Annotated in this window: 17 protein-coding genes; 13 read left to right on the forward strand and 4 right to left on the reverse strand. The window is 65.4% G+C overall.

Annotated elements, in window-relative coordinates; all coding sequences use genetic code 11:
* Window position 1 precedes the first annotated feature (1 nt).
* Window positions 2-1282 carry an alpha-hydroxy acid oxidase gene (locus tag KYT87_RS15210; RefSeq protein WP_255593177.1) on the reverse strand — a complete coding sequence of 427 codons (1281 nt, stop codon included), beginning with the start codon at window positions 1280-1282 and terminating at the stop codon, window positions 2-4.
* Window positions 1283-1454: 172 nt separating this feature from the next.
* On the opposite strand from KYT87_RS15210, the gene KYT87_RS15215 reads away from it, so the two are divergent.
* The 3 genes from KYT87_RS15215 (at window position 1455) to KYT87_RS15225 (ending at window position 4649) form a co-directional block, all read left to right on the forward strand.
* A complete protein-coding gene (locus tag KYT87_RS15215; protein ID WP_046807944.1) occupies window positions 1455-2354 on the forward strand; it encodes a LysR family transcriptional regulator in 900 nt (299 codons plus the stop codon).
* Window positions 2355-2496: 142 nt separating this feature from the next.
* Window positions 2497-3552, forward strand: a complete 1056-nt coding sequence (locus tag KYT87_RS15220; RefSeq protein ID WP_219990253.1) for a hydroxyacid dehydrogenase — start codon at window positions 2497-2499, stop codon at window positions 3550-3552.
* A 95-nt stretch (window positions 3553-3647) separates the two neighbouring features.
* A complete protein-coding gene (locus KYT87_RS15225) occupies window positions 3648-4649 on the forward strand; it encodes a tripartite tricarboxylate transporter substrate binding protein (protein ID WP_219990254.1) in 1002 nt (333 codons plus the stop codon).
* Between the two features lie 22 nt (window positions 4650-4671).
* Here the strand turns inward: KYT87_RS15225 and KYT87_RS15230 are convergent, their stop codons facing one another.
* Window positions 4672-5511 carry a DUF4189 domain-containing protein gene (locus tag KYT87_RS15230; protein ID WP_255444815.1) on the reverse strand — a complete coding sequence of 280 codons (840 nt, stop codon included), beginning with the start codon at window positions 5509-5511 and terminating at the stop codon, window positions 4672-4674.
* A 330-nt stretch (window positions 5512-5841) separates the two neighbouring features.
* Here KYT87_RS15230 and KYT87_RS15235 point away from each other — a divergent pair, with 330 nt between their 5' ends.
* From KYT87_RS15235 to KYT87_RS15245, 3 genes are all read left to right on the forward strand, one after another.
* Window positions 5842-6411, forward strand: a complete 570-nt coding sequence (locus KYT87_RS15235; protein ID WP_046807940.1) for a hypothetical protein — start codon at window positions 5842-5844, stop codon at window positions 6409-6411.
* Window positions 6412-6646: 235 nt separating this feature from the next.
* A complete protein-coding gene (gene aspT / locus KYT87_RS15240; RefSeq protein ID WP_046807913.1) occupies window positions 6647-8335 on the forward strand; it encodes an aspartate-alanine antiporter in 1689 nt (562 codons plus the stop codon).
* A 98-nt stretch (window positions 8336-8433) separates the two neighbouring features.
* Entirely contained in the window at window positions 8434-11196 is a 2763-nt protein-coding gene (locus KYT87_RS15245) for a beta-eliminating lyase-related protein (RefSeq protein ID WP_255593179.1), read from the forward strand.
* A 65-nt stretch (window positions 11197-11261) separates the two neighbouring features.
* Here the strand turns inward: KYT87_RS15245 and KYT87_RS15250 are convergent, their stop codons facing one another.
* Together KYT87_RS15250 and KYT87_RS15255 are read right to left on the reverse strand one after the other, a co-directional pair.
* On the reverse strand, window positions 11262-12266 hold the full coding sequence (locus KYT87_RS15250; RefSeq protein WP_120155869.1) for a tripartite tricarboxylate transporter substrate binding protein: 1005 nt from the start codon (window positions 12264-12266) through the stop codon (window positions 11262-11264).
* A 39-nt stretch (window positions 12267-12305) separates the two neighbouring features.
* Window positions 12306-13637 carry an arylsulfatase gene (locus tag KYT87_RS15255; protein ID WP_219990255.1) on the reverse strand — a complete coding sequence of 444 codons (1332 nt, stop codon included), beginning with the start codon at window positions 13635-13637 and terminating at the stop codon, window positions 12306-12308.
* Between the two features lie 103 nt (window positions 13638-13740).
* Between KYT87_RS15255 and KYT87_RS15260 the strand changes: the two genes are divergently transcribed.
* From KYT87_RS15260 to KYT87_RS15290, 7 genes are all read left to right on the forward strand, one after another.
* Entirely contained in the window at window positions 13741-14631 is an 891-nt protein-coding gene (locus KYT87_RS15260) for a LysR family transcriptional regulator (protein WP_046807915.1), read from the forward strand.
* 113 nt (window positions 14632-14744) lie between these two features.
* Window positions 14745-16091, forward strand: a complete 1347-nt coding sequence (locus KYT87_RS15265) for an MFS transporter (RefSeq protein WP_219990256.1) — start codon at window positions 14745-14747, stop codon at window positions 16089-16091.
* Between the two features lie 199 nt (window positions 16092-16290).
* Window positions 16291-17178: a hypothetical protein gene (locus KYT87_RS15270; RefSeq protein WP_219990257.1), complete on the forward strand. Its 888-nt coding sequence runs from the start codon at window positions 16291-16293 to the stop codon at window positions 17176-17178.
* A gap of 136 nt (window positions 17179-17314) precedes the next feature.
* On the forward strand, window positions 17315-18502 hold the full coding sequence (locus KYT87_RS15275; protein WP_219990258.1) for a hypothetical protein: 1188 nt from the start codon (window positions 17315-17317) through the stop codon (window positions 18500-18502).
* A 42-nt stretch (window positions 18503-18544) separates the two neighbouring features.
* A complete protein-coding gene (locus KYT87_RS15280; protein WP_219990259.1) occupies window positions 18545-19039 on the forward strand; it encodes a hypothetical protein in 495 nt (164 codons plus the stop codon).
* Between the two features lie 147 nt (window positions 19040-19186).
* A complete protein-coding gene (locus KYT87_RS15285; RefSeq protein WP_255594176.1) occupies window positions 19187-20788 on the forward strand; it encodes a sensor domain-containing diguanylate cyclase in 1602 nt (533 codons plus the stop codon).
* Complete coding sequence (locus KYT87_RS15290) at window positions 20785-21576, forward strand: hypothetical protein (RefSeq protein ID WP_104145812.1); 792 nt, start codon at window positions 20785-20787, stop codon at window positions 21574-21576. The genes KYT87_RS15285 and KYT87_RS15290 overlap by 4 nt, the downstream gene beginning before the upstream one ends.
* Window positions 21577-21611: the final 35 nt, after the last annotated feature.

Raw genomic sequence — 21611 nt, forward strand, 5'->3', positions numbered from 1 at the left:
GCTAAGTGCGCATGGCGCCGTCGCCGCACTGGCCGCACTGGCCGCCCTGCCCGCACTGGCCGCCCTGCCCGCACTGGCCGCCCTGCCCGCCCTGCCCGCCGTCGCCGCCCGCGCCGTCTTGCCCCGGCGGCAAGCGCACGAGCGTGTCGCGCACCACGTCGCGCAACGCCACCACGCCCAACATGCCCATGTTGCGCCTGACTTCTTCCACGATCAGATCGATGGCGTGCGCCACGCCCCGCTGCCCCGCCACGGTGGCCGCGTAGTTGAACGGCCGCCCCACGAACACGCAGCGCGCGCCCAGCGCGATGGCCTTGAGCACGTCGGACCCGCGCCGCACGCCGCTGTCCAGCATCACGTCCATGCCGCCCGCGGCGTCCACCACGGCGGGCAGCGCCAACAGCGGCGACACGCTGCCATCCAGCTGACGGCCGCCATGGTTGGACACGATCACGCCGTCCATGCCCTGCGCCTTCGCGGTGCGCGCGTCGTCGGGATGCAAGATGCCCTTGATGACCATCTGCCCTTTCCAACGGCGGCGGATGGCCGCCACGTGGCGCCAGTTCAGATGGCCTCGATCTGAAAAATCGCGCAGCACGTTGGCCGACAGAATCGGCGCGCCGCGCGTGGCGTAGTTGTTTTCAAAATGCGGCATGCCATGACGCCACAACGTGCGAAGAAACGTGCCAAACAGCCAGCGCGGATGCGTCAGCCCCTGCCACGCCAGCCCCACGCTGGGCCGCAACGGCGTGGAGAAGCCGGCGCGTACGTTGTTCTCGCGATTGGCGGCAACGGGGGTGTCCACGGTCAGCACCAGCGTGGTGACGCCGGCGGCGGCAACGCGATCGATCAAGGCGCTGATCTGCGCGTCATCGCCGGGCAGGTATGCCTGGAACCAGGTGCCCGGCGCGGCCTGCATCACTTCTTCCAAGCGGATCAGCGACGACCCGCTCATGATGCAGGGCACGTCGGCGGCAGCGGCGGCGCGCGCCAGCACGATGTCGCCGCGATAACTGGACAAGGCCGCGATGCCCATGGGCGCCACACCGACGGGCGCGGCGTAGTCGCGGCCCAGCACGGTGGCGCGTGTGGAGCGTTGCGAGACGTCCACCAGCACCTTGGGCCGGAAACCGTAGTGCGCAAAGGCCTGCCGGTTGCCGCGCTCGGACTGCCCGTCTTCCACCGCGCCCGACACATAGGCGTAGATCGGTTCAGGCAGGCGCTTCTTTGCGGCTGCCTGGAAATCGTGCAGGCAGAGCAGATGGCGCAACGGGTCGGGCATGGCGGTCTCCTGGCGGCGGCGGGCCGCGGGTGGGAACGGCCGTCGCGCTATGGTTTGGGCGATGGCGCACGACTATAGGCGCAGCGCTTGTTTGAATAAAGTGACTTTATCGATATTGCTTATTACACTTTTCTTCGCCCTTAAGCCGACCTGATCCTGCCCCAGCCCCGCCATGACCCTCAAGCAACTCGAAGCCTTTTACTGGGCCGCCACCTGCAAGAACTTTGCCATTGCCGCCAACCGGCTCAATATCTCGGTGTCGTCTTTGTCCAAGCGCATCGGTGAACTGGAAGCGTCCATCGGCGCCGATCTGTTCAGCCGCAGCGCGCGCAGCGCCACCTTGACGGCCTTGGGCGAACAGCTGGTTCCCCATGCCAAGGACCTGCTACGCAACGCCGACCAGTTCATGCAGCAGGCCAGCAACAACCTGACCTATTCCGGCCGCTGCCGCTTTGGCGCGGGCGAGCTGACGTCGATGACGTGGATGCCCCGCTTGATCGACGACATCCAGCGCGCACATCCCAACCTGCTGGTCGAGCCCTATGTGGGCGTGGGTGAACTGGTTGAACGCGGCCTGGAAGAAGGCGACCTGGATTTCGCCGTGATCGCGGGGCCGTCTTCGCGCGCGTCGATTGCCTCGCACCTGATCGGCAGCGCGTCGTTCGAGTGGGTGGCCGCCCCGCGCGCGGTGCCGGACCCCACCGCGCTGACCGTGGCCGACCTGCCCGGGCTGACGCTGATTACGCAGCCGCAAAGCTCCGGCGTGATCCGCATGCTGGACGACTGGCTGACCGAGCAAGGCATCTCGCCCGGCCGCACCCAGTGCTGCAACAGCTGGGGCGCCATCGCGGGGATGCTGCGGCAGGGGCTGGGCCTGGGCTTTCTGCCCACGGCATGGGCGCGCATCATGATCCAACGCGGCGACCTGTACGCGCTGCCCGGCCTGCCGCCTCTACGCCCCCTGCCCTACACCTTCCAATGGCGGCGCGACGACACGCGACCCATGCTGGCCAACCTGCGTGCGCTGGCGCAGGACGCGCTGGACTTCGGCGCGCCCGCCGGGATGCTGTAGCGCTGCCCTGTGGCGCAGCCACACCGCGACACCACTGTTTCGAAAAAGTCGCGCACGAATCAGAAAATTATTCGCTTTATCTCCGTTGTCCGCACGCGTAGAGTCGCCTCAAACGATGACCGCCCACCGGAGACTAGGTGCAATGCCGCATATCGGTACCCCCTCGCAAGACTTCCCCAAACGCCTGTGTCGCCTTGACCTGTGGCTGAACCCAATCTTCGACGAGATCGTCGGCGCCGAACCCGGCATAGCCTTATCGGTGCTGCCCGCGCACGGCGATGACGCCCGCACGCTTGCGGGCCTGCGCACGGCCCACGCCTACCATGTGTCGGCCGCCAAGGACGAACTGCCGCGCCAATGGTTCGTCAACGCGGAGTTGATTGCGCAATGCCCTGATCTGGTTTGCGTGTCGTCCGGCGGCGCCGGCTACGACACCGTGGATGTGCCCGCCTGCACGGCAGCGGGCATTGCCGTGGTGAACCAGGCGGGCGGCAACGCCGCTTCGGTGGCCGAGCATACCTATGCGCTGCTGCTGGCCGTGCAGCGCCGCGTGGTCGAATCGCACCATCGCCTGCGCCACGACACCGGATTCTCACGCGAGGATCTGATGGGCCACGAAATTCACGGCACGGTGATCGGGCTGGTGGGTATCGGCCAGATCGGCTCGCGGGTGGCACGCATTGCGCAAGGATTCGGCATGCGCGTCATTGCGCATGACCCGCTGCTGGACGCCGACACCATCCGTGCACGCGGGGCCGAACCGGTTTCCTTGCCCGACCTGCTGGCCCAGGCCGACGTCGTGTCGCTGCACTGCCCGCTGGACGCGTCGACGCGCGGCATGATCGATGCCCGCGCCTTTGCCGCCATGAAGCCAGAGGCAGTGTTCGTATCCACCGCGCGTGGCGGCATCCACGACGAGGCCGCGCTGTACGACGCGCTGCGGGGCGGGCACCTGCGCGGCGCGGGCCTGGACGTCTGGCAGCAAGAGCCGCCCCCGCGCGATGCGCCGCTGCTGGCGCTGCCGAACGTGGTTGCCACCTTTCATACCGCCGGCGTCACGCACGAGGCCCGTCGCAATGTGGCGCGATCTTCCGCGCAGCAATTGACGGCCATGCTGCGCGGCGAGCGTCCGCCGCAACTGGTCAACCCCGAGGTGTGGCCGGTAGCGGCCGCGCGGATTGCCGCCTTGCAGTCGTAGCACCCCGCCGTGCGCGGCATATGAACAACACCGTGCGCGGCGTTGAAAAACACAGTGCGGCATCAAGCCGCCGACCCACCCCAAGAGGAGACACCATGCAATATCCCCACAACAAGCGCCGCACCTTGCGCGCGCTGGCGGCGTCCATCGCCCTGCTGTCCGGCGCCACGTTGTACTCGGCCGGCGCACAAGCGGCCGGCTACCCCGAACACCCCATCAACCTGATCGTGTCGTACGGCCCCGGCGGCGGCACGGACCTGGTGGCGCGCATGATGGCGCCGTTCCTGCAAAAGTACCTGGGCAACGATGCGCGCATCGTGGTGCTGAACCGCCCCGGCGCGGGCGGCGCCATCGGCTTTACCGAACTGGCCCGCGCGCAACCGGACGGCTACACCATCGGCTTTATCAACACGCCGAACCTGCTGACCATCCCCATCGAACGCAAGTCCGGCTTCACGTGGCAAAGCTATGACCTGTTGGGCAATTTGATCGATGATCCGGGCGCCTTTACCGTGCGCAACGATAACGAGCTGAAAACGTTGGCGGACCTGTTGGCCTACGCCAAGAAAAACCCGGGCAAGGTCACCGTGGGCACGACGGGCACGGGGTCCGACGACCACCTGGCCATGCTGCGCTTTGAGCGAGCGTCGGGCACGAAGCTAAGCCACATTCCGTACAAGGGCGCGGGCGAAGTGCGTGGCGCGTTGGCCAGTGGCGAAATCACGATCGGCGCCATCAACGTGGGCGAGGCCTTGCAGTACCAGAAAGGCGGCACGCCGCTGCGGTTCCTGGGGCAGATGGGCAAGACGCGATCCGCCGCGCTGCCCGACGTGCCGACTTTCAAGGAACAGGGCTATGACTTTGAACTGGCGTCGCTGCGCGGCCTGGCGGCGCCGAAGGGCTTGCCGCCCGAGGTGCGCGAGAAGCTGACGGACGCCGTCAAGCGCACGGTCGATGATCCGGCGTTCCAGGCCAAGGCGAAAGAAATGTTCGCCCCCTTGCGCTACCTGCCGCCCGCCGACTATGCCGGCGTATTGACGAACGGCGAGGCGGAATTCCAGAAGCTGTGGAAGGAAGCGCCGTGGCTGGATAAGTGATGTCTGACTCGGGCCCGCCTGCTTACTTCGGCTTCACGTCTTCGCCCGGGTAGCCGTCGATGTAGGCGCGTCCCGAGCAGCGCAGCATTGCCACGCAGGCCGGCGCGCCGGTCTTGGCCGAGCACTCCTTGCGCGCTTGCTCGCGCGCGGCAACGGGGTCGGGGTTCAGCGCCGTGAAGCGCGTGCCGCGCCCTTCGCTGCCCTTCACCCAAGCCATGCCGACGCAGGTGTCCTTATAGGTCAGCACCTTGCGGCAGTCCTTGCATTCTTCCCACTTGAGCAGCGTCGAGACCGCGTCGTCTTCTTTCGGGTAGCCGTCCGAATAGACCAGGCCGCCGTCGGCGCCTTCGGCCACGGCGCCCCAGTATTGGCGGTCATTGACCTTGGCCGACAACGCTTCCACATCGGCGGGCTTGGCGCGCTTGGCGCCTTGCAGGTCGGCGGCGCTGTAGCCGGGGCCCACGCAATACGGCAGCGACACCAGGCGGCACTTGCCGTCGGGGCTGCCTGCCGTGCAGCGGCGCATGGCTTTCTTGGCGGCCAGTTCGGACGACACGCTGTTGCCCGGAAACAGGTCCTGGCGCGAGTTGCGCGCATAGGCCAGGCAGCTGTCCGAAAACCAGTTCAACTTCTTGCAGTCCTTGCCGCCCTGGCGCCGGCACTCGGCCAGCGACGAGGCCTCGGCGTCTTTTTGCGACGCCTCGGGCATGGTCCAGTACGTTTTGTCGTGATTGCCATCGGTGGCGACGCCGCCAAACTGCTTGTCGGCATACGCGGGGCTTGCAGCCAAACCGGCCAGCAAGGCGATAGCGGCGAATGCAGCGCGGATCAGGGGGTGAAAGCGGGCAGGCATCATCGTCATGGTCAATGAAAGAGAGGAATGCGGAAGCGAAGCGGGGACGATGTTAGCAAGAAGCGCGCGGGCTCCGTCCCCCTGATTTGCCACCTTTCAGGCATATTGAGTAACAAATTTCACATACCGTGATGAGATTGCTGGCCCCGTTTTCCGGTAAAAATGTCGGACTTTTCTTACGTGTATCGATGCTTGGCACGGCGTCGTAGGCTTGATCCCCTGCCCGCATCGCCAGGCCGCCTGTCACGAAGAGAAACAATCAGACTGCGTTATCCCCCGACTCCCCGCCGGCATCACAGGCCGACCGGACCCTTTGCCACGGAACACCGACCGCCCACCATGACGTCGCCCTTGCATTGTTCGACCCGCCGCAAAACGCTGCTGTTGCCGGCCACCCTGATTGCCGCCGCCCTGGGCTTGTCGGGCTGCGCGCCCATGCCTGACGGCGGTAGCTCGGGCTTGCCGTCCCTGGGCAATGTGTTCAAGTCGGGCCTGTCGTTCTCGCCCAGCGTGAACGTGGCCAAGAACATGGAGGGCCGGTCCATCAATGACGCCATCGCCGCCCTGGGCGAGCCGTCTAAAAAACGCGCCGTGGGCAACACGATGGAACTGGAATGGTCCGACTACCAGGCCGCGCCCTACACGGAGTGGGTCACCACGGGGACCAGCCAGCAAGTAGTAGGGATGATCCCGGCCACCAACACCTCCGCGGCCACGCCTGTTTTTCAAACCAACAGCACGGGACACTATCAAAACCGCACCCGCGTGTATGAATGCACTGTGCTGATGCGCATGGAAAACAGCATCATTACCAGCACCAGCGTGGACGGCAACGTGTGCCCGGAATTCATCGCGGCGTTGCGCAAATGGTCGGGTGAAGCCGAAGCCAACAACTACGTGGTGAAGTAACCCACAAGCGTCGCACGCGCCTCGCGCCGCCCGGCCGCCCGCGCCGACCGCCCCGCAACAACGCCCCCCCGCTGCCCCGCCCGCGCCATACCCAAATTTGAGTATGGCGCCTGTTTTTTCCCCCGATTAGATTTGCCCGATGTGCCCGCCGCCGCGTCCGTTGCAGCGCAGCAGGCCAGTATGCCCGCGTTTGTACGAAGCAAGATCATCGAGTGGCCCCTTCGAGGAGAAGACCATGGACTGGTTCGTTTCTACGCTTAAGGCTTATCCGGAAATCGCCATTTTCCTGGCACTGGGTATCGGTTACTGGATCGGGGGAAAGAGCTTCAAGGGATTCAGCCTTGGGGCAGTGACCGCGACCTTGCTGGTCGCCATCGTCATCGGCATCCTGGGTGTGAAGATCTCGCCCAACGTCAAATCCGTGTTCTTCCTGATGTTCCTGTTCGCGGTCGGCTACGGGGTTGGCCCGCAGTTTGTGCGGGGGATCGCCAAGGACGGGCTGCCGCAGGCGATCTTTGCCGTGGTCATGGCGCTGCTTTCCCTAGGCGCCGCGGCCGTCGCCGCGATCATTGCCGGGTATGACCTGGGCTCGGCGGCCGGCTTGCTGGCCGGCTCGCAAACCATCTCGGCATCGATGGGGCTGGCCACCGACGCAATCAACCGCCTGGGCCGGTCGCCGGAAGAAACACAGGCCTTGCTGGACGCCATGCCCATCGCCTACGCGGTGACCTACATTTTCGGCACGGTCGGCTCGGCCATCATCCTGGCGCAGATCGGCCCGAAGCTGTTGGGCATCGATCTGGTGGCGGCCTGTAAGGAATACGAAAAAATGCTGGGCGCGGGCGAGGCCGCGCAAGGCGCCACCGAATGGCACGAATTCGAGATGCGGGCCTATTCCGTGGCGCCCGAAAGCCCATTCATCGGCAAATCAGTCGGCGAACTTGAAGCCGGCACCCGGGAAGGCGTGCGCGCGTTCATCGAACGCATACGGCGTGACGGCGACATCATGGAAGTGGACCAGGCCACGCTTATCCAGGCGGGCGACGTGGTGGTTATCGGCGGCAAGCGCGATCAGATGATTCTGCGGCTGGGCCCCAGCGGGCGCGAAGTCGAAGACCCCGAGCTGCTCAACATCAAGACCGAAGGCGTGGATATTTACGTCTCGAACAAAAAGGTAGATGGCAAACGGCTGGAGGAATTGGCCCGGTGGCCGGGCGCGCGCGGCGTGTTTCTTAAAAAGATCCGGCGCGGCCCCACCGAAACGCAGATTCCCGTGTTGCCCAAAACGCAGCTCTACCGGGGCGACGTCATCACCGTGGTCGGGCGCACGCAAGACATCAATATCACCGCCAAGGAATTGGGCTATGTGGATCGGCCCACGACAGTGACCGATGTGGCGTTCGTATCGCTGGCCATTACCGCTGGCGCGCTGATCGGCGCGATCGTGATCAATGTGGGCGGCATCCCGCTGACGCTATCCACGGCGGGTGGCGCGTTGATCGCGGGCATTGTGTTCGGCTGGTTTCGCGCCATTCATCCCACCTTTGGACGCATCCCCGAGCCCACGCTGTGGTTCATGAATTCGGTGGGGCTGAACGTGTTCATTGCCGTGGTCGGCATATCCGCCGGGCCGGGTTTTGTGGCGGGCCTGCAGAAACTGGGCATCAGCCTGTTCCTGTGGGGCATTTTCGCCACGGCCGTGCCGCTGGTCGTCGGCATGTTGTTGGCCAAATTTGTGTTTCGCTTTCATCCGGCGCTGATCCTGGGCATCTGCGCCGGCGCGCGCACCACCACCGCCGCGCTCGGCATGGTGTGCGAAGCCGCCAAAAGCCAAGTCCCGGGGCTGGGCTATACGGTCACCTACGCGGTCGGCAACACCTTGCTGACCATCTGGGGGATGATCGTGATCATGCTGCTTTCCTGAGAAAGCCGCCCATCCAGACGCCCGCCTCTATCTCCGTCTTCTTTCGTTTTCTCCGTATTTGCGGGGCGCTTTGCGCCTTGCAACGCCAGGGGTACACCATGATGAACCGTCAAACCAACGGCAGCGATCTGGACCATCTGTTTTCGAATTCGGCCGCGCGCATGGATCGGTGGCGCGACATGAACGCCAAGGCGCAGGCCTGGGCGGCGCAAGCGCGTGGCGGCAACGGGCGCAGCGCGGCCACCGCCGTGCAAGAGGCCCTGGCCGCGCTGCGCCCGATGGAAACCTATTTTGCCTATCCCGGCGCGCAGTTGCTGCGTGCACTGGACGAGCGCCTGGCCGAGGGCGACGCCATGGGCGCGGCGCGCCTCATACTGCGCATGAGCAATGCGATGCTGTCGGGCAGCTACCGCTACGACGCCGGCGAATGGAACGTGGCCGAGGACGCCTCGTACGACGCGCCCGACCGCCTGCCCGCGGGCTTGGGCGAGAACGGCGGGCGTCAACCCTATTTCGAAACCCTGTTCGTCACGCCGATGTCGGCATCGCGCACGGCAGCCATTTGCCAGGAGATCCGTCAGTTCCGTCGACCCGACGATGGCTTGATCTATGAGCCCGTTTTAGTCGGCAGCGTGGAAGACGCCCTGCTTGCCACGATCATGAACGGCAAGATCGAAGCCGTGGTGATCTACGAGGGCGTGCCTTTTGCCTCCACCCACGAGGCCCCGCTGCTGCGCGATTTTCTGTCGGCCTACCAGCATCTGGATACGCAGCCGGACGACACGCGGCAAGCGGGCGTCAAGCTGGCCCGCTTCATCGCCAACATCCGGCCCGAGCTGGATATCTACCTGCTGACGGATCGCAAGGTCGAGCAACTGGCCGGCGACCCGGCCGCCGCCTGCATCCGCCGGGTGTTCTATGAGGCCGAAGAGCCCATGGAAGTGCACCTGAACATTCTGGAAGGCGTGCGAGACCGCCAGGCCACCCCGCATTTCGACAACCTGAAACGCTATGCGAACCGCCCCATCAGCACCTTCCACGCCCTGCCCATCGCGCGCGGCAAGTCCATCATCAAATCCAACTGGATCCGCGACTTTGGCGAGTTTTACGGGCTGAACCTGTTCCTGGCCGAAACCTCCGCGACCACCGGCGGGTTGGACAGCATGCTTGAGCCCACGGGCAACATCAAGGTGGCGCAGGAGAAGTTCGCGCGCGCCGTGGGCGCCGACCACGTCTACTTCGTGACCAACGGCACGTCGACCTCCAACAAGATGGTTTATCAGGCGGTGACCAAGCCGGGCGACATCGTCATCGTGGACCGCAACTGCCACAAGTCGCACCACTACGGCATGGTGCTGTCCGGCGCGCAACCGCTGTACGTCGAAGCCTTTCCCATGACGGAATATTCGATGTATGGGGCGGTGCCGCTACGCACCATCAAACAGGCCTTGCTGGACCTGAAGGCCGAGGGGCGGCTGGACAAGGTCGCCATGGTGACGCTGACCAATTGCACGTTCGACGGGCACATCTACAACACGCGCCGGGTCATGGCCGAATGCCTGGCCATCAAGCCGGACCTGATCTTTCTGTGGGACGAAGCCTGGTTCGGCTTTGCCCGGTGGTCGCCCTTTCTGCGCCCGCGCACGGCCATGGGCGCGGCGGCCGCCTTGCAACAATGGCGCGACGACCCGGCCGCCACGGCCGCCTGGCAGGCGCAGGTGCGAGAGTTGGGCGACGAGCTGGACCCGAAGGACCCGCGTCTGCTGGAGCGTGAGCTGGTGCCTAACCCCGAAACCATGCGGATACGCGTGTACGAAACGGATTCGGTACACAAATCGATGTCCAGCCTGCGGCAAGGGTCCATCGTGGCGGTTCGCGACGAAGACTACGAACATCACATTTCCGCGTTTCACGAAGCCGTGTTCATCCATGCCTCGACGTCGCCGAATGCGCAGATCATTGCGTCGCTGGACGTGGCCCGTCGCCAGATGGAGCTGGAAGGCTATGAACTGGTGATGCGCGCGATCGAAGTCGCGTTGGCCATCCGCCGCGAAGTCGCGAGCCACCCGCTGATTTCCCGATACTTCAGCGTGCTGGGCGCCGACAAAATGATTCCGGACGGATTCCGCGCATCCGGCTTTGTCGACTACCTGCAACCCGGGGCCAACTGGCTGACCGCCGTGAAATCGCTGAAGGATGACGAGTTCTGCCTGGACCCGACCCGGCTCACGCTGGTGTGCGGCACGGCGGGGTTCGATGGCACGGCGTTCAAGAATCTGCTGGCGTCCAAATACAACATCCAATTGAACAAGACGTCGCGCAACAGCGTGCTGCTGCAAAGCAATATCAACAACACCCGCAGTGATGTCGCCGCGCTGATCAAGGTGCTGCTTGAAATTTCAGAGGCCGTCGACGCCCGCCTCAGCGCCGACAACGGTGCGGGCAGGCCGGAGTTCGACGCCAGGGTCAAAGCGCTGATGCATGATGTTCCCAGCTTGCCCAATTTCAGCCGCTTCCACGATGGCTATCGCGATAATCCCGCCAGCAGCACGGCGGAAGGCGACATGCGCACCGCGTTTTTTGCTGCGTACGACGAAGCGGAATGCGAGTACCTGCCCTTGACCAGCCCCACCCTGGACGACCGGCTGGCCAATGGCCCGGAGCTGGTATCCGCGAACTTCGTCATCCCGTATCCGCCGGGGTTTCCCATCATGGTGCCCGGCCAGGTCATCGATTCAGACACCATCGAATTCATGCGCAAGCTGGATGTGAAGGAGATCCACGGCTATCACGCGGCGCGGGGCATCAAACTGATCCGCCTGTCCGCCATCAAGCCGCGCACCGGCGGGGGCCAGCGTTAAGCCCGTGACCGCGGCAGTCGCAACCGGGCGCTGCCTTGCGCCCGCTTGCGGCTGGGCGAACGGCCTCAGTTCGCCAGCTTGATGGCTCCGCTGTCCAGCAGCTTCTGCCACTTGGCGCTGTCGGTTGCAATGAACTGCTGCAAGTCCGCGCGCGAGCCGCCCGCCGCAATCATGCCCGCGTTCTCGACCGCGCTCTTGAACGCCGCGGACTGCACGGTTTGCTGCAAGGCGGCGTTCAGCTGGTCCAGCACCGCCTTGTCGATCCCGGGCGACGCGGCCACCGAAAACCACTGGCTGGCTTCGTATCCCGCAAAGCCGGATTCCGCCACAGTGGGCACGTCGGGCAAGGCGTCGAGCCGCGCGCGCGTGGTCACGGCATAGGCCTTGAGCGTGCCGGCCTTGATCTGCGGCAATACCGGCGACGACCCCAGGATGGCCAGCGGAATCTGGCCGCCCGCCACATCCGACACGGCCTGCCCGCCCCCCTTGTACGGCACATGCACGATGTGCGTGCCCGCGGTTTGATTCAGCAATTCGCCCGCCAGATGTTGCGAGGTGCCGTTGCCGGAACTGCCGTAGCTCCAGTTTTCAGGATGCCGGCGCGCATCGGCCAGCACGTCGGCCAATCCGGGCAAGGCGTGCTGCGCCGGCCCGACGACCACCATCGGCCCCTGCGCCATCAACATCACGGGCGCCAGTTCCTTGCCGATGGCCGGCTGCGGCGTGGGATAGATCAGCGGGCCAGGCACGGTAATCAGATAGCCGTCCCCGGGCTTGCTTCGGGCCACCATCTGAAGCGCGATGGCGCCGGACGCGCCGGGTTTGTTCTCGACCACGACCGTCAGGCCCGTACGCTGCGCCAAGTCTTGCGCGGCCACCCGCGTCAGCACGTCGGCGGTGCCGCCGGGAACGAAGCCCACAATCCAGTTGATCTGTTTACCCGGCCAGGGCAGCGTGGCTTGAGCGGAAGCGGCCCCGGACAAGGCCACGGCGCAGGCCAGGCCCGCCCCCGCGATGGCGCGACGAGTGTAGGCGCGACGAGTGAAGGCGCGACGACTGATGAATTTCATGACTTCCCCTTGTGCTTGGCGCCGTCTATCGCGGGCCGTTCATTCCCCGTCAGGCCGACCGGGGGTGGTGTTGGGGTGCTGCGCGCAAGACGCGTTGAAGGCTTGCACCATCTTGAGCATCGGGCCCAGCACCCAGGTATTGAAAATCAAGATATCGCTTTCTTCCTTGGGGTCTTGCTTCAGGTTGAACAGATACGGAGATTCCAGCTTGCCGTTGCCTTCGTTGACCTCGGGCTCCCAATAAAAGTGCAGCTTCCAGTCGCGCCATTTCACCGCGCGCAATTCGTTCTTGATGTAGAACAGAAAGCCTTGCCGCGCCGAGTCCGGGCGCGCGCCGGTAAAAAAATCGGTCTGGTCGATGCCGTCGATGGGCCGGTCGGTGGGCACGGTGGCCCCGCCGATGTGCGACAAGGTCGTGTACAGGTCCGTCACGTGCACGATCTCGTTCGACACTTGCCCCGGCTTGACCTTGCCCGGCCAGCGGATGATGAACGGCACGCGCAGGCTGCCTTCCATGGCGGTGTGATAGGTGCCGCTCCAGGGGCCGGCCGTGCCGCGATAGGGCCGACGATATTCCGGGCCGTTGTCGCTGCAAAAAATAAACACGGTGTTCTCGGCCAGGCCAAGCTGGTCGACCTCGTCCATGACCTGGCCCACGCGATGATCCATTTCCACCATGGAATCGGCGAAGTCGCCCGCGCCGGTACGCCCCGCGAAGTCCGGGTGCGGCAGCGTGGGAAAGTGCAGGTGCACCAGCGGCAGATACAAGAAGAAGGGGCGGCCAGCGTGTGCGTTGTCGCGCATGAAGGTCTGGGCGTGTTGCACCAGGTCCGCATCGATGCCACGACGGCTGTCCAGGTCATACAGCTTCACATTGCTGGACGGCTGCCCGGCCCGGCCTTCCATGATGTAGGGCAGCTCGGCCACGCTGGGATCGAAGCCGATGGATGACGTGAACTGGCTTTCGTCGGTGGTGCGCGGAATGCCGTACCAATGGTCAAAGCCGCGATCCGACGGATAACGTCCCGGGATATCGCCCAAGTGCCATTTGCCGTAATGGGCGGTGGCGTAGCCTTGGCCGGACAGTTGTTGCGCCAGCGTGATTTCGTCGCGGGTCAGCCCTTGCGGCAGGCCGGGCGGCACCGATTGCAGGCAGCCGGTGCGGATGGGGTGGCGCCCGCTCATCAACGCCGAGCGCGTCGGCACGCAATCGCTTTCAACGTTGAAGTTGTGCAGCAGCAGCCCCTGGGTGGCCAGGCGGTCGATGTTGGGCGTGGGCGCGCCGCGCAATGCGCCGCCGCCGTAGCAACCCAGCTCGCCCCAGCCCAGGTTGTCGGCGAGGATCAAAACGATGTTGGGGCGGTTCGGCATACGCGCGGCTCTCTATGGGTACGGGTCTGGGGTATGTCCGGATTCTAGGGTCGGGCGCCGCGCGTAACATTCCAAAAAGTGTGTTCTGGAATTCCTGGCGTTCATGAATCTATCCCTGCGCGACATCGAGTATTTCCTGGCTGCGGTCGAGCACGGCCACCTGGAACGCGCGGCCGCGGCGTGCGGCGTCAGCCAACCGGCGCTGTCCAAGTCGTTGCGGCGGCTAGAGGCCGACACCGGCCTGACCCTGATGCAGCGGCACGGCCGCGGCCTGGCGCTTAGCTCCGAAGGCACGGTTTTCCTGCAACACGCCAAGCGGCTGTGGGCCGAATACCGCGACGCGGTGCGCCACGCCATGGAGCTGCGCGTGGGCGAAGCCGGCTTGCTGCGCATCGGCGCCACTGGCGCCACGGTGGACAGCGTGGTCATGCCTGTTCTCAAGCGCGTACTGCCGCGCCGGCCGGCGCTGCGCGTACAACTGGTGCAAGGCCTGTCGGACGATCTGAACGCGCAAGTGGAAAGCGGCAAGCTTGACCTTGCCGTGACCCCGATCTACGCCGACGGCCCGCCTACCCTGCACCACGAAATCATGGTTGAAGATCCGCTGTGCGTGGCGGCAGGCAGGCGCCATCCCCTGGCCGCGAAGGCCCGCGTCCCGCTGCGCGACCTGGCGGGCCAACGCTGGATCTTGCCGCGCCCGACGTCGGTCGCGCGGCAGATGCTGGACGCGCGTTTCGCGGAAGCCGGCTTGGCGTTGCCGGCAGCGGCGTTGGAAGTGGAACATTTCTCCGAAGGCTCGCTGAAGATATTGGCCGACGCCGAGCTGCTGGCCGTGCTGCCGCAAAGCGCGCTGGCCGCAAGCGCCGACGTGGTGGCGTTGCCGGTGTCGCTGGGCCCGCCGCTACGGCGCAGCATCGCCCTGATCTCCCGGCGCGGCACGACGTGGTCGCCGCTGATGGAAGAATTTCGCCAGGCGGTGCTGGCCGGGGGGTGATGTGGCGGCCGCCAAGCGGATGGACGGCGATATCGCTACAATCGCCCCGCCCCTTCCTTCCTCGCCTTCGGCCGCCCCGGCCGCATCGCTTAGCTCCCCGCCTCGAGAATTTCATGTTTCGGCAGTTGTTGGCCCTAGTCCTTGGGCCGCTACTCGGTCTGTTCGTTGTCTGTATTGGCAACGCGTTCATTTCCTCCCTGACCTCCCTGCGCCTGGACGCGGCCGGTGAATCGGCCACCGTCATCGGTCTGGTCTCGTCGTCGTACTTTATCGGGCTGACCTTGGGCGCGATCTTCAACGACCGCCTGATCGTGCGTATCGGCCACATCCGCGCCTACAGCAGCTTTGCGTCGCTGATTGCCGTCACCGTGTTGTTGCAGGGCCTGATCTACGGCCCCACCGCCTGGTTTGTGCTCCGCCTGATCAACGGCTGGGCCTGCGTGGGCGTGTTTTTGGTGGTGGAAAGCTGGTTGCTGCTGGCCGGCGACCCGAAGATGCGCGGCCGCCTGCTGGCGCTGTACATGATTGCGCTGTATGGCTCCGGCATGCTGGGGCAGGTGCAACTGGGCGCCATCACACAGCTGGGCGACATGGCGCCCTTCATGATCGCGGGCCTGCTGGCGTCCTTGTCCGTCATGCCGATGGTGATCATTCCGCGCATCTCGCCGTTGGTCGAACGCGTCGAACCGCTGATGCCACAGCATCTGATCCGCATGACGCCCACGGGCGTGATGGGTTGCTTCGGCTCCGGCGTGGCGATTGCCGCCGTATACACGCTGCTGCCCCTGTACCTGCAACGCATCGGCCTGGACGTGGCCGATGTGGGCAAGATGATGGGCGCGGTGATCCTGGGCGCGATGGTGTTGCAATATCCCGTGGGCCGTTGGTCCGACCTGCGTGACCGCCAGGTGGTGCTGATCGCCCTGGCGGTGTTCTGCACTGTCCTGAGCCTGCTGATCCTGCTGCTACCCGCCGGCTCGCCGCTGTTGATGGTGCTGCTGTTCTTGCTGGGCGGCGGCGTGTTCGCGATTTATCCGGTAGCCGTCAGCCACGCCGCCGACCGCGCGCCCGCCGACGCGCTGGTGCGCATGATCCAGGGCCTGCTGCTGATCAATTCGCTGGGCTCGGCCCTCAGCCCGCTTGCGATCTCACAAGTGATGGACAGGTTTGGCGCCGCTGGCCTGTTCTGGTGCTTCACCGCCCTGAACCTGGGCCTGCTGGCCTTCTTCGTGTGGCGACGCGGCGAACGCCCCGCCCCCGCTCCCGTCGCCCCCTTCGCCGCCGCCGCGCAGATGTCCCCGGCCGGCGTGGAAATGCGCGTCACCGAAGACCTGGTGCAAGGCGCGCTGGACCACGAAATGACCGAAGACCTGACCAACGTCGTCCCAGGCACCGACGCCGCCGAACCGGTGCTGTCCGCCACCCCCGACCCCTACGTCGCCCGATCCGGTGCGGATTAGCCGTCGCGCAGCCTGCCACTACCCAAATGTAACGGTGTCGTAATACCTGAAATATCGTGAAGCCCAGGGGCAAACACGCGCCCTTATACTCGCCAGCGCACGCGGTGGGGCATGGTGGTTTTCCGGCTTGCCGCGTGGGCATGCCGTCTGCCCGACCCGCCTTTGCATTCCAAGAAAACAAAAGGAAAGCGCGACCTTTATGACACCCTCTTCGAAGGCCAACCTGCCCGTTCGCAGCATCCTGGCGAGCTTGCTTGCCGCCGCCAGCGTGGCCTTGGCGGCGTCGCCCGCCGTTGCCGCGAGCGACGCGCCCGCCCCGATATCCCAAGCCGCCGCTGCCCGCGTAGCGCCGCCGGATGTGCCGTCCATGCTGTACGCCATCTACGACGTAGACGGCAAGGGCGAGACGACTTACGAAGTGGCCAACGGCAGTGTCGCCACGTATTGGTTCGGGCACGCCTTTGAATCCGAGGGTACGCATTACTACACCGGCTTTGCGTGGGACACGGCGGACCGCTACGGCAAGCCGGGCGAAGACGATGTGGGCCCGGGCACCCGGGTCAACCTGACCGAAGCGACCTTCGTGCTGACGGACCCGGCCTCTGAACGGCCCTGGAAGTTTCGCGGCATGGAGCCCACCATCGGCGAATTCGGCGCGTACGAACGCGGCGAAGACGTGGACACGCGCCGCAAGCCGCTGGAATTTCGCACGCCCGCCGGCAAGCTGCTGCTGGCCGTGCCCACCACCGATTTCGACAATGGCATCACCAGCACCGGCTACGCGCTGCTGGTCTTCAACCCCGAGCGGCTCAAGGAAGAAGTGGACGGCCACGTCTGGACGTACGTGGGCAGCCTGCTGACCGGCGAGGACAACAGCGCGGCCTGCGCCGACGGCGACGTCATGCCGTGCACGTCCAGCAAGGGCGAGCTGGTGTTTTCCAACGATGGCAAGCAGGACATGCCCACCGTGACCGTCAAACCCAGCGGCACCACGATTTCAGGCCCCAACAAGACGCGTCAGCTGGGCGCGGCCGACATCACGGCCTATGTCTTCGACCCGGCCAGCAAGGCGTACGTCGCGAAGTAAGGCAATGCCGCTGCCCCCAGCGGCAATACCGCTTCAATACCGCTTCAATACAGCTGCAATACAGCTTTCGTACAGGTGCTATTAAGCCCGCCTGCCTACAATTTCCGCATGGAATTTATTCCGCTTTTCGGGTTGGATGATCATGCGGTTGTTGCAGCAGGCTTTGGTTTCCCAGCATCGGGGCGGGATACGCATTGAGTCCCCGGATTTTCACCACGCAGGCATCGCGCTGCACGAGTTGACGCAGTTCCTGGCGCAGGCCGGCCTGCGTCAGGCAGCGAACTGTTCGGGTTTGACGGGCGCTTCGCCCGGCGCCCATGCCTGGTTGCACCACGCCTTTGCGCGGGCCTACGCCCCGGACCATGACACCACGCAGTTTGCGCGGCAGCTGGGCTTGCGCACCGAGACCCATGACGGCGACCTGGACTGCGAAATCCTGCTGGCCATGCTGGCCAGCCCGGTGGCGTTCACCTTTCCCGATGTAGCCGAATTGCAGTCGGCGGTGCGCATCCGCCGCTACATCGTGCAGGCCGCGCGCAAGACCGCGCTGGCCTTCGACACCGAACACGCCGAGCGCCCGGACGATTACTGGACCTACGACGAAGCGCGCGGCTTTACCGTGCTGCCCGGGCGGTCCGTGATCCAGGGCCTGCAAAAGGCCACCCAGCCCGACGCGTCGGGCCAGCGATACGCGTTTTCCTGCTATCGCGCCACCGAGTACGTGACGGTGCTGGGCATTGCGCAAGAACTTCAGCACGCCAACCCTGAACTTGGCCGCCGGCTTCAGCGCCAATGGGAAACGCGCGCCGTCATGTCGGGGCGCTTTCATGAGGCGTTCCTGCACGAATACGGGTCGATGGACGCGCCGCTGCCGCAACGCTTCTATGTTCCCGGCGACCGCCTGTGGTTCCGCAACCCCGACGCGGCCTCGTCCGACGTGGAAGGCTTTGAAGGGTCCTGGGTGTTTTATCTGGGCAACGGGCTGTTCAACAATTTCTGGGAACGCGGCCGCCCCTACACCCTGACGTCCAAGTGCGTGGAGATTTTTCACTGGCGCCATGGCCTGTTCAGGGATGACGCCGGCGCCCCGCGCATGGACGAAGCGATCGTGCAGGACCGGGTCCGGCAGACCCTGGCGGACCCCGCCGCCACCGCCGCCGTGTTGTCCCGCATGGCGCGCATCCGCGACCCGCAAGGGGTGTACGCCGAAGGCGGCTGCATTGATGCAACGCGTGAGCGAGTGCGGTGGGTGCGGCCGGGCCATAGCGACATCGCGCTGCCGGAATGCCCCGGCCCCGACACCTCCTGGGCCATCGCCGCCTGAAGCCCCTGGTCGGATGCAAACGGCGCGTGCAACAATCGCGCGATGAATGTATTCCTGCTCGGTTTTCCCGCCGTGATGACAGCGGCCATCCTCATTTATCGGGTCGCGCGCCGGCACCCGGCCGAACCCTATCGCCTGCTGGGATTGCGCGTGGTGACCGGTGGGCTGCTGTATGCCGCCATCGGGCCCCTGATCGGTCTGGCTGTCGTGCCGCTGGTCGTGAAAATTCCGGACAGCCTGCAAAACCTGGAAGGCGTGTGGGCGGCATATCTATTGGGCGGCCTGCCCGCCCTGTGTTGCGGCATGACGGCGGGCGCGCTGAAGCGGTCCGCGCCCAGCTGGCCGGTGTTCGCGGCCGTATGCGGCGCCGGCGCGCTGTACGGCTTCGTGTTCATGTTGCAGCTTACCGGCGTGGACCGGCTGCGTTCGATCAGTGATTCCTTGCAAATTGGCGCCCTGCCCGGCCTGGTCGCGGCCATTGCGGGTTCCCTTCTGTTTCTTGGCGTACGCCCGAAAAAAGCACCGGCCACAAACTGAAAGTCTGGAAAAACCAAAGAGACTTCGTTATTCTGCATTCGCGGATTTCACCATTCCGCCCGCGCCGCCATTCACCGGAACGGCAACGCATCCGAATCCTGCGGCCGCAGACCAGGACTGTCCAACGACATGGCGACACAAAGGAAAGTGAGCTTGCTGGCGGTCCTGATTGCGCTGGCCGTACTCAGCGTAGCGGTGGGCTTTGCCAACGCGTTGGTCGCCGGTTACCAGGTCCAGAAGGCGCAAGCCGTGCGCAACGCGCTGGAATCGAACCGGGCGTACGCCCAGAAACTCTCCGAAGTCATCACCCTGTACCTTGCCGCCGTCCACCGTCAGCTGGACGTGGGCGCCGACGCGTTTACGGCCGGCCAACTGTCCGGGGCGCAGCGGCAAACCGAACTTGCCCGCCTGGCCTCAAGGATCGAAGGTGTTTCCGCCGTGCTGCTGGCCGACGCGCAGGGCACGGTCACGGCGCGCGGCGCGAACAGCCCTGGCACGCTAGCCGCCATCAATAGCCTGAACGATTTGCGCGTTTCGGAAACCCGCATCGGCGAATGGGTCCGCCCGTGCTGTCAACCAGACGGTCAGCCCGACGGTCACCCCGACGGCCGACACGCGACACTGACGCTGGTGAATCCCCTTCCCGACGGCGGCGCGCTTGCGGCCGTGGTGATCCTGGAACGCGGCAGCCAGATCGACAAGCTGATCGGCCAGCATCCCTATGCCGACGGCACCCAGGTATACCTGGTGAACAGCGCCGGCCAGGCGCTGTACAGCCGCGATGCCAACACGCCCTTGGCCATCGTGCCCGGCAACACCCCCGCCGGCACGCCGACCATGACCGCCCCCGGCTCGGCTCAGGTGACAGACGCCGACGGCCATGTCCTGTTGACCGGCTATGCGCCGTTGGGCAAGGGTAAATGGGCGGTGGTCGTGCAGCGGCCGTTGGACCATGCGCTGTCGCCGTTGAAGGCGCTGCTGTACGAGTCCCTGCGCCTGGCCATCCCCGCCGTGTTGCTGACCTTGATTGCGGTTAGTGCCCTGGCCTACGCCATCGCGCGCCCGCTGACGCGCCTGACCCACGCGCTCGCCACCCCGGTCGCGGCCGACGCCCCGGGGCTGACCTCCAACGGCCCCCGCGCCTGGTACGCCGAGGCCGATGCCTTGCGCACCGCCCTGGCGGCCCGGCTGGCGCAGCACCGGCACGAAGTCGGCAGGCTGAATACGGAATCGCTGACGGACCCAATGACCGGCCTGATGAACCGACGCGCCATGCGCTTGCGGCTGGATGAACTGGTGGCCGCGGGCACCGCGTTCGCGATCATTGCGCTGGACGTCGACCATTTCAAGCAGATCAACGACACCCACGGCCACCCCACGGGCGATCAGGTCCTGATTGCACTGGCGCGCACGTTGAGCGCCAGCGTACGCCAGCAAGACCGGCCGTTTCGGGTGGGCGGCGAGGAATTCGTGGTGATCGTGCCGGACGCCGCCGAAGCCGTGGCCATGGCCGCGGCCGAGCGCATCCGCGCGGGGGTCGCGCGCACCGACATGCCGCCCGGCGTGGGCCAGGTGACGGTGTCCGTGGGGCTGGCCTTGTGGCCACAAGACGCGGCATCGCCCCAAGCCGCCGTTACCTGCGCCGATCAGGCTTTGTACGCGTCCAAACAAAACGGACGCAACCGCGTTACCCGATGGAATACCCGGCACGTCCATACAACCAACCCCGAAGGCAAGGTGGCAACGTGAGCTATTCATTGATCCTGGCATTGTGCGCAGCCGTATTCTTCTTTCTTCTGCTTGGCGCGATCCGCGTCGGCCGCTACCTGGGCCATCGGCACGACATGGACGAGAAAAGCCGCGCCGGTTCGGCGGCGATCGAAGCGTCGGTCTTCGCGTTGCTGGGCTTGCTGATCGCCTTCACGTTTTCGGGCGCGGCCCAGCGCATGGCCGACCGCCGCAACCTGCTGGTGCAAGAGGTCAACGCCATCGGCACCGCGTGGCTGCGCATCGATATGCTGAACGCGCCCGACCAGCCGCCGCTGCGCGACCAGTTTCGCCGCTACGTAGACGAACGCATCAACTACTACCGGCACGTGGCCGACCTGGATCAGCGCGACGCCATCGCGGCCAAGGCGTCGGCCTTGCAGAACGAAATATGGAAGACGTCCATGGCGGCTGCCAGGAACGCCGTGCCGCCGTTCGCGGCATCCTACATCGGCGCCGTCAACGACATGTTCGACGTGTCCTCGGCGCAAATCGTCGCGCAGAAGGTGCACCCGCCCGCGATGACGTATGTGTTCCTGGGATTCCTGGCGCTGGTGTGCGCCTGCCTGATCGGCCTGAACCTGGCCAGCGCGCATCGCGACACCCTGCTGCACCAGATCATCTATGCGCTGGTCATGACGGCGGCGCTGTACATCATTGTCGACTTTGAATTTCCGCGCATCGGCGTAATACGCATCGACCAAAGCGACGTCCTGCTGATGGCGCAGCGCCAGGCCATGGGCGGCGAGCCATCCGGGGCGCGCCCGTGACACGCGCCCCCGCCCTGTCGGCGCGTGCGTCGGCG

Source organism: Achromobacter sp. ES-001, assembly GCF_019448355.1.
In the GTDB taxonomy this organism is placed as follows: Bacteria; Pseudomonadota; Gammaproteobacteria; order Burkholderiales; family Burkholderiaceae_B; genus Achromobacter; species Achromobacter spanius_B.